Below are 14367 nucleotides of genomic sequence, written 5' to 3'. Positions count from 1 at the left end.
GTAAAATCCGCAGAACCCAAATCTCTTTTTGGACCGGCGTTAGCGAAATCGGCAGAACCTAAATCTCTTTTTGGGCCGGCGTTAGTGAAATCCGCAGAACCTAAATCTCTTTTAGGACCGGGGCCGCTTTTTTTGGTGCTGGTGTTTTTAGGATCGATAGTGGAGGCATTTGCTAACGTTGATGCTGATAATACAGTGCTTAATAAGACGGTTGCTATAAGAGTTAAATTTTTCATATCGTTTTTTATATGTGAGAGCGGTGTAAATATTTTATTGGTTTTAATGATGGTCTTTGTTATATCATTCACTTATCAGTCGGCTATAAATCAATGGTTTAATTCGCTGATTAGTGAATTCAACTGTGTCGGTAGCGTTTTTTAAGTGCTGCAGGTAATAATATCTGCGGGCAAACTACCGCTGCAGCATGAATGATTTTTTTTATCGATCATGAATAATCAGTCGGCGCTTCCTAAATCTCTTTTGTATCCGGTAGTGAATGAATGAATATCGGCCAGATCGTTTTTCACAGCTTCTTTTTTGCATGAAGAAATTATGCCGGTAAAAAGTACTGCCAAACTGAAGGTTAATAGCTTTTTCATGATCGTTATAAATTATTAGATGATATTATCTGTGTCAATTACTCAAATTGGTTTACTGTGTTAGTCGGCACTGCCCAAATCGCGCTTGAAAGCTGCGGGCGTTTTAGTGAAATTTACGGCGGTAGGCTGCTGATCTTTTTTGCTTGACGACGATAAAACAAATGATGAAGTGAGTACCACGATTACTGCGAGTGCCAGCACAAAAAATAATGAATTTTTCATTTTTGTTAATTATTGTTTTTAATATTTTAAAATTTAAATTATAACGATAGGTTTGTTTTGCAAAATATGTTGCTACTATTTTTAGTAGCTCATATTATTTAAATACAGGATCTTTTGTTTTTGCTTCTGTTATTGATAAACCCGTTAAAAATTTAAAAATGTTACTAATTTATTATATTAATGTTCTTTATAAAATTGCTTTAAATTACTGATTTTATTGGAATAATTTGTTATAGTTAACTCAGTTGCATGTAATTTGTGTGAAAAATTTTCTCACTAAATTATAGCGTGCCATTCAAATCTACCCATGCTGTTATTGGGGTTTGCCTATTGACCTTATAGGCTTTTTTAATGGTATTATATATATGCGTATTTTGATTTAATTAATTGTAATTCAGTATTTTAACGAAGCAAATATAGGTATGTTTTTTAATTGATGGGAAAAAAAGGAAAAATATTTTTCCACAACGTTTTTTATCTTAACATTAAATATAATCCATCATAATTTCATAACTTTCCAGCCAATAGATCGTAGAAGTGTTTTTAATGAAAAAAGCATGCTCCATTTTATTATTCTTTTTATTATCGCTTACGGCGTATGCAAATGACATAATAGATGTAGCCGCGAAGGATACCAACGAGGTGAATACCCTTAATGCCAATGCCTACGCCAACCGGTTAACCAACCCGGAGCAAACCATTGAGGATGCCACCAGGGCGCTTAATTTATCCACAAAGCTTAATTATCTTAACGGAATTGCCGAGGCTTACCGGGTGATCGGTATCGGAAAATACTACCTCGACCAGCCCGAAAAGGCGATAGAAAACTATCTTAATTCGCTGGCTTATTTTACCCGTGCCAATAACCTGCGCGGCGAGGCAAAGGTTTACAATAACATCGGTATCCTGTTTCGCGATCATGATTATGAACGTTCATTAGGTTATCTTAAAAAATCACTGGAGATAGCGCAACAGGTAAATGATATCAAGTTAATGGGGTCATTGTATCTTAATATAGGCAACACATACACGCGCAAAAATAATTTGTACATGGCGCTTACCTATTACGATAAAAGTTTCCCCATATTCCAGAAACTTCAGGATTCGGTGAACCTCATCCAGTGCCTTCAAAACAGGGGGGTTATTTACTTTAAGCTTAAAAACTATGATAAAGCACTCGAACTGCTGTTACAGGCTAACGCCGCTGCCAAGGCGCGCGACCTTAACGAATCTGTAGCGAGTATCGACCTCACCCTTGCTGCTTTATATGTTGCCAGGGAAGATTATAGCAATGCCGAAAAAATAGTACAGGAAGGCTCCGCCTATACGCAATTGGTTAAAGATCCGAAGCTTGATTATGATTACCGCTACACCACCTACGAACTGGAGCTTAAACGAAAAAACTATGGGAAGGCTTTAACGCTACTGCGGGGGATCTACAGCCAGGACAGCGCTACTTATAAAACAAATGCGTCGGCACAGATGAATTTGGTTGAAGCCAAACGCCGCCAGGAGGAGCAGGTAAAAGAGAATGAAAGAATTGCCGAGCGGCAAGCGTATGACAGATCGAAGTTTTGGGCGGTAACTGTTGTTGCCGGGTTGTTGCTGGTAGTGATAGGTTTGCTCATCAACAACGTTAAGCGCAAGGCCAAAACAAACGCTCAGCTCACTCTGCTTAATGGAGAAGTATCGAGGCAAAAAGATAACCTCGACAGGATTAACCACCACCTTGAAGAAATTATTGATGAGCGCACCAAAGATCTTCAGCTAAAAAATAAAAAACTCTCTGAGCACTCATCTTATCTTTCCCATCAAATCAGGGGGCCGATAGCAACGCTGCGCGGGCTGATCAACCTTGAAAAAGAAGGCCTGGTTAACCAGGCCGAATGTTTAGACATGATGGATAAATGTGTATCCGAAATTGATGCAAAGATCATCGAGATGAGCGATATGCTGCACAATCCGCCACGGGTTTAATCCGCCGTTGCTTCATGTGCGCCTTTAATAGCTGAAATGAACCGGTAGGCTGGAGTGGATCTGGGCCTCAATAAGCCCGAGATATATACAGTAATAGGATATCATCTGTAAAACCAGCAGCTGCCTGTGTTTATTATACCCCTGGGTTTCAAACGCCAGGGTTTCATCTCCAGCGGTTACAAAAAATCTCATCTCACCTTTACTGGGCTTAAACCTTGCTTTAATCAAATCAAAAGCTTTAACTTTTAGCTTGCTCGTTGGGTCGTGAATAATCCCGTCGTTAAGGGTTTCGTTTTTGGATATTGAAATAAGATAATTCGACATATACATCATCTTTATTATAATGCACCTGTCACAATTTTTAAACCAACTTATTAAAAATCAGTTGAGAACGTAAAAAACAGGTGTTTTTTTCGAGATTATGTATTGTTCGTTTCCTTAAGTTAAATATTGTTAATTTTTATTTAATAATTTGCAGGTCTGTTATAATGTACAATGTATACTATGCCGGAATTATCGCTACCAGCAATTACATAGCCATATTGGTTTTGTTGCGTAACTCTTCATAAAGCAAAATAACCTTGCGTTGCAGGTTGGCAATTTCAGATTCGCGCTCAATCAGTTTTTTCTGCGCTATGCTCAATACAGATGGTTTAAGTTCGGTTTGTTCAACATCAAGCGCAAGCAGGTTAACAACATTTACATCAAAAATATTGGCAATTTGTTCCAACCGCGACAGGTTGATATCAGTAACGCCGGTCTCAATTTTTGAAAATGCCGGGATTGAAATACCGAGGCGGTTAGCTACGTCTTCCTGGCTCCATCCATGCTGATGACGTAAGGTTCTGATGTTTTTGCCAACAGATGTGTTTGTTTTCTTTTTTACAATATCGCTCATATCAATTACTCAATAATTAGGGAAAAGGATATTAGAAGAATCCAAACGGCATGCCATCATTAAATTACCTTTAAATTAGTGTTATAACGGCAATTTAATGATTTTGCATACCAGGTTGTGGGGAATCAGTTCCTCAAAATCGGGATTTAACTCTTGGTTATACTATTGGATAATATAGAGTTTGGCGAATTTCAACAGGAGTTGCTTTTGACCTATCTCTTTAAAAAAGATGGTTGCTTTAATATCAGGTTTATTGCCTTCAAGCGAGATTACTTTGCCAAAGCCAAATCGTTCGTGTTCAACTTCCATACCTACCTGCAGGTTAGAGGTATCCGATGGTTTAAAATTGGCGGAAGGTACGTGCGCCTTCGCCAGCATGGCCGTGGTTTTTACGGGCGCCTGGCCCGCGGGTTTAGGTTTGCTGAAGGTATCCGGCTGCTTATCGCGGCTCCAGGCCTTGCGGTCGTCATCAAAGCTGGCACTGCCGCCGGCGGTTGGGCGCGCGGTATAGTCGAGTTCTAAAAATTTAGGGTCTATTTCATCTAAAAAGCGGCTTGGTTCGCAGCTGATCAACGTACCGAACTTAAAGCGCGAGGTTGCGTAACTGATGTGTAGTTTGCTTTCGGCACGGGTAACAGCTACATAAAACAAACGGCGCTCTTCCTCAAGATCGCTGCGCGAGTTGAGCGACATTTGCGAAGGGAACAGGTTCTCTTCCAAACCAACCACGTATACCTGCGGAAACTCAAGGCCTTTGGAGGAGTGGATGGTCATGAGTGAAACGGTATCGGCATCCTTGTTTTTATCGTTATCGTCGTTAGTTAAAAGCGCAACATCCTGCATAAAAATATCGAGGCCTTTTTCCTCAATGTCCTCACGTTCCGAAAACTCCTTGATGCCGTTCAGTAACTCCTGTATGTTTTCATAACGGTTAAGCCCTTCAACCGATTTGTCCTCGTACAGATCCTTCAATACGCCGGAATGCTGGGCAATATAAAGCGCTGCTTCATAGGCCGATTTTGTTTTGGCCAGCACCTGGAAACTCTGGATCATGGTAGCAAAGGTGCCCACCGCTCCCGATATTTTACCCTCCAGGTATTTGCCCGGCTCGGCTATAACTTCCCAGGGGGTAATACCGTGATGGTCGGCCGCTACGATGATCTTATCAACCGAGGTATCACCTATACCGCGTTTAGGATAGTTGATAACGCGTTTTAAGGCTTCCTCATCATTCGGGTTGAAGGTAAGCCTGAAATAAGCTATCAGGTCCTTAATTTCTTTACGCTGATAGAAAGAGAGGCCCCCGTATATTTTATAGGGGATGCCCAGCTTGCGCAAGGCTTCCTCCATTGATCGGGATTGCGCGTTGGTACGGTACAGAATGGCGAAAGCACCCCATTTCAGCCCTTTCGAACTGCGGTCCTGCATAATGGCTTCGGCCACCAGTTTGCCTTCCTCATTATCGCTAAAGGCACGCATAACCTTGATCTTATCACCCGACTCTTTTTCGGAAAAAACATTCTTTTTAAGCTGATCTTTATTATTGCGGATGATGCTGTTGGCAACATTTACAATGTTTTGGGTTGAGCGGTAGTTCTGCTCCAGTTTAAACACCTTCAGATCCGGGTAATCCTTCTCAAAGTTGAGGATGTTCTGGATATTGGCACCACGGAAGGCATAGATACTCTGCGCGTCGTCACCCACAACGCAAAGATTTTCGTTCACGGCCGCCAGTTTTTTAACAATCAGGTACTGCGAAAAGTTGGTATCCTGATACTCATCCACCATCAGGTATTTGAACTTGTGCTGGTATTTGTTCAGCACATCCGGGTGAAGTTTAAGCAACTCGTTGGTTTTATAAAGCAAGTCGTCAAAATCCATGGCGCCGGCGCGGTAGCAGCGGGTGGCGTACATTTCATAAATTTTGCCCAACTGCCCGCGGCCGCTCGAGAAATCGTCGGCCTGGATCTGCTCGTTCTTGTTGTATTCCTGCCACGAAATCAGGTTGTTTTTTGATGCCGAAATGCGGTTCAATACAAAGTTTACATTGTACAGTTTATCATCAAGGTTCATTTCCTTTAAAATGGCCCTTAGTACGCTTTTGCTATCGTCGGTATCGTAAATGGTAAAGTTACTTGGGTAGCCAATTTTTTCGGCCTCAACCCTTAAGATTTTTGCAAACACCGAGTGGAAGGTACCCATCCAGATATTTTTTGCTTCGGTACCAACAACGTGGGTAATACGCTCGCGCATCTCGCGGGCTGCCTTGTTGGTAAAGGTTAGTACCAGTATGTTAAATGAATCAACGCCCTTGCGTATCAAATGCGCAACACGGTATGTAATAACACGTGTTTTGCCCGATCCGGCACCGGCAATAATCATTACCGGTCCTTCAGTTTGTTCAACCGCTGCCCTTTGTTCGGGGTTTAATCCCTGTAAGTAATCCAAAATCTTTTCCTCTTTGCTGTGAGGCAGCGAAATTAAGGTTTTTGGGGCGAAAAGGGGAAGAATTTCGGATGTCGAATTTGAGATTTCGGATTTTTGTATTTTGGGGATTACACCGATTGATTTTTGTTTTTGGGATTACACCGATTATTTTTTGATTACATCGTCCTTGCGCTCATCTGTGATGAGTGCTTAAAGTGGGTCCGCGATTGTATCTCCTTGCGCTCATCTGTGATGAGTGCATAAAGTGGGTTCGCGATTGTATCGCGTTACGCAGATCAGGAATTGTTTAATTTAAAAACCTGTTAATGGTTTTCACCAGCTTATTCACATCGAAAGGTTTAGGTACAAAAGCGTCGTACCCAAAATTAACCAGGGCGATGGCTTGCTCATGATAGGCCGAGATCAGGATCACGGGAATATGCCTTGTAGCTTCGTTGCCTTTAATCAGTTGGCAAATGCGACCGCCGTTCATGCCGGGCAACATGTAATCGGTAAGTACAAGGTCGGGGTTATGGCTTTTAACCGAAGCGATAATATCATCTGTGCGCCTCAGCGCTTTAACTTTAAAGTTGTTAAAAGTGAGCACGGTTTCGAGTACTGTTAGTATCTCGGCATCATCTTCAATTACGAGTATATTTTTAGGCATAAGTTAACGGCTGATTATAAATTAAAATATATAAATACCTTTATTTTAATCAATAAGCAAAAACAAAAAATGTTTTATGGTTAAAAATATTTATCGAGGTTCAAATAGTAAGTACTTGTAGCTTAGTTGTTAACGTTTTCTTATTGGCATTGCACTTTACCGGTTATTAAAATAACCCAAATGCTCCTGAGAATCGTATGTAGTTTGTACTAATGATACGAGTTATGGTAGCAAATTGATATAGGCTTTAATAATCCAAAAAAAGCGATGAGCCCAAACACTCATCGCCTGTAATAATTTCCTCTAACCTCTAACCTCTAACCTCTAACCTCTAACCTCGTTACTCTGCCCTGTAAATGTTGTTCCTCAAATCTACATCGGGTAATTGATGATCCGGGTCAATTTCCATGGTTTTAATAGCCGAAGTTGAAGGGTACTTAAATTTCCAAACGCCATCGCGCTGCCAGATGTTAACGGGCAGGTGAATGGTTTCTGTTTTGCCGTTGGCCTGGGTGATTTTGAGATCTACCGGCATAGCCATTTTTTCATTGTTAGTTAGGGTGATGATGGCGCCGTTTGCCGGGTTATCATTTACATAATCAACAGCGGTAATGGCCTGGTCAAGCTTCCAGGTGGTAAAAAACCAGGGTTTCCAAAACCAGTTCAGGTCTTCGCCGGTGGCATCGTTCATGGCACGGAAAAGATCATATGGTAGCGGGTGTTTAAAAGCCCAGTTTTTAACATATTCACGCAGCGCATAATCAAAACGCTCCGGGCCCACCACCACATTGCGTAAAATATCCAAACCCAGGGCTGTTTTTACATAGTATTGTCCATAATCGTTCAGGCCTATGGCTTCAGGCGCCGTCATGAGCGGATCTTTACTGTTGCGGTAACCGGCCAGGATGTTCTGTGCGGTATTTCCTCTTTCAGCGTATTCGCCGTTGTTAAACTCCTTGCTGGCATATTCATTAATAAAGGTATTAAAGCCTTCGTCCATCCACATATACTTGCGCTCGTTTGATCCGACGATCATCGGGAACCAGTTATGACCGATCTCGTGGGTAACATCGCCCCACAACTGGCCTTTTTTAAGGTTGCTGAGACAAAAGATAGCGCCTGGATATTCCATACCTAAAGCTACGCCCGATACATTGACTGCTGAGTTCCATGGATATTCAAAATACAACTTCGAATAAATCTCCATGCTATTTTTCAGATATTCGGTAGAGCGGCCCCAGGCATCATTGCCGGAACTTTCAACCGGATAGGCTGATTGGGCTATACCCTTGCGGCCTGATGGTAAGTTAACCCTTGCTGCATCCCAGATAAAAGCATCCGAAGCGGCCCAGGCAACATCGCGGGTGTTCTGCATTTTAAAATGCCAGGTGAGCGTGCCTTTAAATGGGCGGGTGGCACCCTTGCCAACCTCGCCCGCGCTGATGATGGTAACGGTTTTATCGCTGTTGCGGGCTTCCTGCAAGCGTTTTTGCTGGGTAGCAGTTAACACCTCATCGGCGTTTTGTAAATCGCCGGAACCTACAACTATTTTACCCGCCGGGGCGGTGATGTAATAATCAAAATCTCCGTATTCGCAATAAAATTCACCTAAACCCATGTAGGGCAAGGTATTCCAGCCCTCCACGTCATCATACACGCACATGCGCGGGTACCATTGGGCAATTTCGTAAACGTAGCCCTGTTTAAACTTTTTACGCCCCATGCGGTCGGCCCCGTAAAACGGGATAGCAAAATCATAGTTAATTTTCACTTCTATTTTTTCGCCTTTACCATCCATAGGGGTGTTGAGGCGTAATTGCATACGGGCATCGGTTATAACAGGATCAACTTTATAGGTTTCGCCTTTGTAAGTAACGGTAACCGATGCAATGTGGTAACCGCCGCGGTTAAAGCCGCGCACATCAAAGCGATCGCCCGATATTGGCGTAACTGCCGCCCCGCGAGAATCTGGTTTAAACAAGTTTTGATCCAGTTGCAGCCACAGGTAATCTAATTTATCGGGACTGTTGTTGGTATATGTTATGGCTACCTCGCCGGTGATGGTGGTGTCTTTACCTTCGTTAAGAGCGGCCTTGATATGGTAGTCGGCGCGGTTTTGCCAATAAGTGGGCGACGGCTTACCTGCTGCCGAGCGTGTGCCGCCACTGGTAACCGGCCAGGTGATTGGGCCGAATACATCCTGGTGATTGTATTTTGCTGTGTCCGCGCTTTGTGCCGATGCCTTTTGCGTTAAAGGTATCAACGCCACGGCGCATAATAAATAATTCAGTTTTAAACAGTTCATCTTAAATTTTTAGCAATAAAGGGGCAAATAAAGGGAAATAATTTGTGAGTTTGATAATTTCAGGTGATTGTATCAGGTAAATTGCTTAACAGGTAGATGATATTAAGCATAAGGTAATTAAGGAATTTTTACACAAATTTTTTCGAATTGAATCACACGAATTCAATTTCATCGGTTTGAATAATTCGGGTAATTCGATTTAATTGTGGCCCGACCGAAATCATTCGTGTTAAATTGTATAACTATAAATTCATAAATAGTTAACACAGATAGCAACATTTTTGCGCCATTCCGAGCAATCTGTTTTACAGCGCTACAGTAAACTCCGTTCCGCGGATAACTATTAACTATGAAAAAACAACTATCTATCGCGCTGCTTGTCTTGTTTATGGCAAGCGGTCAACTTATGGCTCAAACCGCCAAACACGTTATTTTTATTACCATCGATGGCTTTCGCCCCGATTTTTATCTCGACAGCGAATGGCAAACACCCAACCTGCGCGCGCTGATGCAGGATGGTGCCTATGCCAAAGGGGTAAACAGCGTATTCCCATCCATGACGTACCCTTCGCATACCACTATTGTTACCGGTGTACAGCCTGCTAAACACGGCGTATTTTATAATAACAAGTTTACGCCAGACGGCACTCCGCAACAGCCGTACTGGCAGGATAGTTCTATTCATGCCCCAACCATTTGGAAGGCGGCCAAAGATAAGGGCATGACCGTTGCCTCCTTATACTGGCCCGTATCTGCCAATGCCCCGGTTGACTATAATATCCCGGATATTGGCAGCCTGGGCGATGGTGTGCGCGAACAGTATTCATTACCGAAAGGCTTTTATGCTGAGGTGAAAAAAGAAGTTTTTGGCGGCATTGATAAAATAGATCATGGCAAAAATCAAAATATAGCAAAGATTGCCGCCTATGTAATCAGGAAAAGCAAGCCGCAGCTAATGACCATCCATGTGTTTTCGGTAGATGGAGCCGAGCATGCCGTTGGGCGTTACGGAACACGTGTGCAGGAAGCTGTGGCCGATGCGGACGAGGCCGTAGGTATTATTGTTAATGCACTAAAAGACGCAGGTATATGGGATAGTACTGTACTGCTTATTGGCGGCGACCACGGATTTTATGATGTAAAGAAAACGATCTCGCCCAATGTATGGCTTAAAGAAGCCGGCCTGATCACGGATTTGAAAACCGGCGACTGGAAAGCGCAGTTTAATACCGTTGGTGGTTCGGCATACCTGTACCTGAAAGATCCAGCCGACAAAGCGACCGCCGAAAAGGTAAAAGCTTTATTGGCGGCTCAACCAGATAGCGTGAAGCAGTATTATCGTTTAATTACCAAAGAACAACTTACCAAAGGCGGTTACAATCCTAACGTAGCTTTCGCTCTTACAGGTGAGCAGGATGCCTCATTTAGTCCGGCCATTAACGGCAATGCAGTAAAACAAGGTAAAGGCGGTACCCATGGGCATTTTCCGGATACAAAAAATATACGTACAGGTTTGATCGCTCACGGTCCGGGTATCCGTAAAGGCGCGGTGATTGAAGAAATGAACCTGCGCGATATGACGCCAATTATGGTGAAATTGCTGGACATCCCGTTTGGCAAAGTGGATGGGAAAATACCGACTGGGTTGTTGCAGTAAGTTATTACCAGTTTGTAAAAGGTGCGCAAAGCCGTGAGTACGCAGGGTTTCCTTATCGGCTTTGCGCCTTTGCGCGTTTCATTCACTGCTTTTATATTCTCTCCGTAAAAACTTTTCTAAATAACCTGCATTTATCCTGCAGGTACAATTATATCTGCACCTTTGCAGTAAATACATTACATATATGAACCGTCTGGCTAATTCAACATCTCCATATTTATTACAACATGCCAATAACCCGGTTAATTGGTACCCATGGGGAAAGGAAGCCCTGGATAGGGCCAAAGCCGAGAATAAACTCATTTTAGTGAGCATTGGTTATTCGGCCTGCCACTGGTGCCATGTAATGGAGCACGAAAGTTTTGAGGATGAGCAGGTAGCGGCGGTAATGAACGAATATTTTGTTTGCATTAAGGTGGATAGGGAAGAGCGCCCGGATGTTGACCAGATTTATATGAGCGCTGTACAGCTGATGAGCGGTAGGGGCGGCTGGCCTTTAAATTGCATTTGCCTGCCCGATCAGCGGCCAATTTACGGCGGCACTTACTTTCGTAAAAACGACTGGACTTCGCTGCTGTTTAACCTTGCGGATTTTTATAAACAAAAACCCGAAGAAGCTGAAGATTATGCTGTACGCTTAACTGAGGGGATCCGGAATTACGAGTCGATAGATTTTGTGGTGGCGCAGGCACAGTATGCCAAAACCGATCTGGAAGCCATAATAAATAATTGGAAACGCTATTTTGATAAGCAGGAGGGGGGCAGCGGCAACGCGCCTAAATTCCCGATGCCCAACAACTGGCAGGCATTAATGCGTTATGCGTATCTAATGAAGGATGATGAGGTTACCGCCCAGGTAAAACTTACGCTGCACAAAATGGCTTTCGGCGGTATTTATGATCATGTGGGCGGTGGTTTTGCCCGCTATTCGGTTGATGGACGTTGGCACGTGCCGCATTTTGAAAAAATGCTTTACGACAATGCCCAGCTTATTAGTTTATATGCCGAGGCCTATACCTGGCAGCCCGACGAATTGTATAGGAAGATTGTTGACGAAGTCATCACTTTCAGCACCGGCGAACTCATGTCGGCGGATTATGGTTTCTACTCCGCGCTTGATGCCGACAGCGAAGGCAAGGAGGGGAAGTTTTACATTTTTACGAAAAAGGAGATAGAAGAAGTTTTGGGCGATGACGCGGGGCTGTTCTGTATCTACTACAATATTACCGAAGATGGTAATTGGGAAGAAGAAGAATCGAATGTATTATTCCGAAAAGATAGCGACGAAGACTTGGCTCAAAAGTTAGGCTTATCAGTTGAAGAATTATCCGGCAAGATCCATACATCCCGTCAAAAAGTACTTGAAGCGCGCGCATCACGGGTGAGGCCCGGGTTGGATTATAAAATCCTCACCTCCTGGAATGGTTTAATGCTGAAAGGCCTTGCCGATGCCTATCGCGCTTTTAATAAACCGGAGTACCTTGATATCGCGCTGAATAATGCTGAATTTATTTTAAATAACCTTGTTAGCCAAAGTGGCAGGCTATCACGTGTTTATAACGCCACATCGGCACATGATAAACCGGTAGCGTTTTTAGATGATTACGCTAATGTGATTGATGGGTTAATTGCTTTGTACGAAGTTACCTTTAACGAACGCTGGCTGATGGAAGCCCGTAAACTGGCAGATACGGCTTTAATTCATTATTACGATGAAAGTAAAGGCATCTTCTTTTTCACTGCCGATGATGACGAACAGCTGATTGCCCGTAAATCGGAAATTATGGATGGCGTGATTCCCGCCTCCAATTCCGTAATGGCACGGGTACTTAAAAAATTAGGCTTGCTTTTTGATAATGAAGAATACACGGAAGTTTCGGCACAACTGTTACGCAATGTAATGCCGCAATTAACAAAGTACGGCTCGGCCTATTCAAACTGGGTAGCGCTTTTGTTGGATGAGGTGTTTGGCGTAAATGAAATTGCCATAACCGGCAACAATGCCGAAGCTTTTAGAAGGGAAATAGAAAATAGTTACATCCCCAATAAAATTATGTTGGGGGGTATTACAGGAAGTTTACCTTTGCTACAGGATAAGTTTGGTGCATCAACGCAAATTTTCATTTGTAAAGATAAAACCTGCGGATTACCTGCACACAACCCGGCCGACGCCCTGAAAGAGGTGGAAGCCAGATTTTAAAATTAAAAATAATTTACAATGAAGATTGAACCACAACACGTAGTATCGTTAACCTACGATTTGTACGTTGACCGCGAAAACACCGGCACTGAAGATTTAGTAGAAAGTGCCACTCAGGAACAACCGCTTACATTTTTATTTGGCGCAGGCCAGATGCTGCCTAAATTTGAAGAAAACCTGAGCACACTTTCAACCGGCGACAGCTATGAGTTTCGCCTTTCGCCCGAGGATGCTTACGGTGTATATGATGATGAGGCAGTAGCCAACCTGCCTAAAGAAATGTTTCAGGGAACTGAAATGCCTGAAATTGGCAGCGTTTTGCCTTTACAGGATAACCAGGGCCATCGTTTCCAGGCTGTGGTAGTTTCAATTGCCGAAGACGCGGTTATTGTTGATTTGAACCACCCGATGGCCGGCCAGGCCTTACATTTTAAAGGCGAAATTATCAACGTGCGCCCTGCAACTCCCGAAGAGTTATCGCATGGGCATGCACATGGCCCGGATGGTCATCACCACCATTAATCCCCCCAAACCCCCTAAAGGGGGAGTAAGATATAAAAAAGGGTGGTTTCAGATTTGAAACCACCCTTTTTTATTTTAACACTATCCGTCGCTAAACCCGCGATAGTGGGATGTTGACTCGGCTTAAAAAAACTCCAAACCTCCATCACTTCTAAAGGCGCATTTAATAGCTACCCTGCAACTCACCGCTTCACCGTTCACCGTAGCCGGGATAAAGATCTTATCAGCTTCATCAGGCACATCAATGCTCATGTTAAAAATTTTATGGTAAACCGGTCCGCTATAAACGTGAACCTTAAAAGAGGCCAGCCTGCCGAGCGGACTGATTAGCAATTCTACCATTCCCCATGACATATTCGGGTTGATGTTAATCAGGTCGGGCGGGAGTTTAAACAGGTTAAGATAAGGCAGGTAACCAAAATATCTTCCTCCGACTTTAAGCGGTTTGGTAACCTTCGAACTATCGTTTAACGGCACATCTACACTATATTGCAGATTTGACGTGCTATCCTCCGGCGCTTCGTAGGTGATTTGGTTGGTGTTATAATCAAAGTTTTGAACCAGGTTGCCGCGGGTATCAAAAAAATGCCAGGTGCCCGTTTTTTTACCATTGGTATAATAGCCGCTGGCCAGGGCGTAGTTTTTTTGATAAATGGCCTGGTATAACCCCTGCCGGGTATATTTATCGCTTTTAAGCACACTGTACCGTTCCAATACCGAATCGGTAAGGCGGTGCTTCTGGATGATTGTTTCAGGTTGCGGAGTGGCAGGTTTGGTTTGTCCGGATGCTGTTCTCCACAAAAAAAATGACAGCAGCGTAATGATAATGGTTCTCAATGCAGGTATTTTGATTTGTGTAAATATAAAGCAGGTTTGCATATCTGCAAGTATTA

At 43.2% G+C, this 14367-nt stretch carries 13 protein-coding genes; 4 read left to right on the top strand and 9 right to left on the bottom strand.

What is annotated here, in order from left to right:
* The 3 genes from LX99_RS25685 to LX99_RS25675 form a co-directional block, all read right to left on the bottom strand.
* A partial coding sequence (locus tag LX99_RS25685; protein ID WP_211319027.1) for a hypothetical protein occupies positions 1-236 on the bottom strand: 236 nt, incomplete at its 3' end.
* Positions 237-455: 219 nt separating this feature from the next.
* A complete protein-coding gene (locus tag LX99_RS25680) occupies positions 456-599 on the bottom strand; it encodes a hypothetical protein (protein WP_022834013.1) in 144 nt (47 codons plus the stop codon).
* A 60-nt stretch (positions 600-659) separates the two neighbouring features.
* Entirely contained in the window at positions 660-821 is a 162-nt protein-coding gene (locus LX99_RS25675; protein ID WP_022834014.1) for a hypothetical protein, read from the bottom strand.
* Positions 822-1367: 546 nt separating this feature from the next.
* On the opposite strand from LX99_RS25675, the gene LX99_RS14775 reads away from it, so the two are divergent.
* Positions 1368-2798, top strand: a complete 1431-nt coding sequence (locus LX99_RS14775) for a tetratricopeptide repeat protein (protein WP_109608584.1) — start codon at positions 1368-1370, stop codon at positions 2796-2798.
* Between the two features lie 24 nt (positions 2799-2822).
* Here the strand turns inward: LX99_RS14775 and LX99_RS14770 are convergent, their stop codons facing one another.
* The 5 genes from LX99_RS14770 to LX99_RS14750 form a co-directional block, all read right to left on the bottom strand.
* Positions 2823-3122, bottom strand: a complete 300-nt coding sequence (locus LX99_RS14770) for a hypothetical protein (RefSeq protein ID WP_109608583.1) — start codon at positions 3120-3122, stop codon at positions 2823-2825.
* A 205-nt stretch (positions 3123-3327) separates the two neighbouring features.
* Positions 3328-3696 carry a helix-turn-helix domain-containing protein gene (locus LX99_RS14765; RefSeq protein ID WP_022834017.1) on the bottom strand — a complete coding sequence of 123 codons (369 nt, stop codon included), beginning with the start codon at positions 3694-3696 and terminating at the stop codon, positions 3328-3330.
* 162 nt (positions 3697-3858) lie between these two features.
* Positions 3859-6144, bottom strand: coding sequence for an ATP-dependent helicase (locus LX99_RS14760; protein WP_109608582.1), 2286 nt, complete (start codon positions 6142-6144; stop codon positions 3859-3861).
* A gap of 286 nt (positions 6145-6430) precedes the next feature.
* On the bottom strand, positions 6431-6790 hold the full coding sequence (locus LX99_RS14755; protein ID WP_109608581.1) for a response regulator: 360 nt from the start codon (positions 6788-6790) through the stop codon (positions 6431-6433).
* Positions 6791-7130: 340 nt separating this feature from the next.
* Positions 7131-9095, bottom strand: coding sequence for a M1 family metallopeptidase (locus LX99_RS14750; protein ID WP_109608580.1), 1965 nt, complete (start codon positions 9093-9095; stop codon positions 7131-7133).
* 349 nt (positions 9096-9444) lie between these two features.
* On the opposite strand from LX99_RS14750, the gene LX99_RS14745 reads away from it, so the two are divergent.
* From LX99_RS14745 to LX99_RS14735, 3 genes are all read left to right on the top strand, one after another.
* Complete coding sequence (locus tag LX99_RS14745; RefSeq protein ID WP_109608579.1) at positions 9445-10752, top strand: alkaline phosphatase family protein; 1308 nt, start codon at positions 9445-9447, stop codon at positions 10750-10752.
* A 184-nt stretch (positions 10753-10936) separates the two neighbouring features.
* Positions 10937-12952, top strand: a complete 2016-nt coding sequence (locus LX99_RS14740; protein ID WP_109608578.1) for a thioredoxin domain-containing protein — start codon at positions 10937-10939, stop codon at positions 12950-12952.
* 18 nt (positions 12953-12970) lie between these two features.
* Positions 12971-13474, top strand: a complete 504-nt coding sequence (locus LX99_RS14735; protein ID WP_022830931.1) for an FKBP-type peptidyl-prolyl cis-trans isomerase — start codon at positions 12971-12973, stop codon at positions 13472-13474.
* A gap of 123 nt (positions 13475-13597) precedes the next feature.
* Here LX99_RS14735 and LX99_RS14730 read toward each other — a convergent pair whose 3' ends face one another.
* Complete coding sequence (locus LX99_RS14730) at positions 13598-14353, bottom strand: toxin-antitoxin system YwqK family antitoxin (RefSeq protein ID WP_109608577.1); 756 nt, start codon at positions 14351-14353, stop codon at positions 13598-13600.
* Positions 14354-14367 lie beyond the last annotated feature (14 nt).

Origin of the sequence: Mucilaginibacter oryzae (assembly GCF_003148845.1) — a bacterium.
GTDB lineage: Bacteria > Bacteroidota > Bacteroidia > Sphingobacteriales > Sphingobacteriaceae > Mucilaginibacter > Mucilaginibacter oryzae.
Note: the sequence above shows the minus strand (reverse complement) of the source record. Positions and strands in the feature narration are given on the sequence as shown.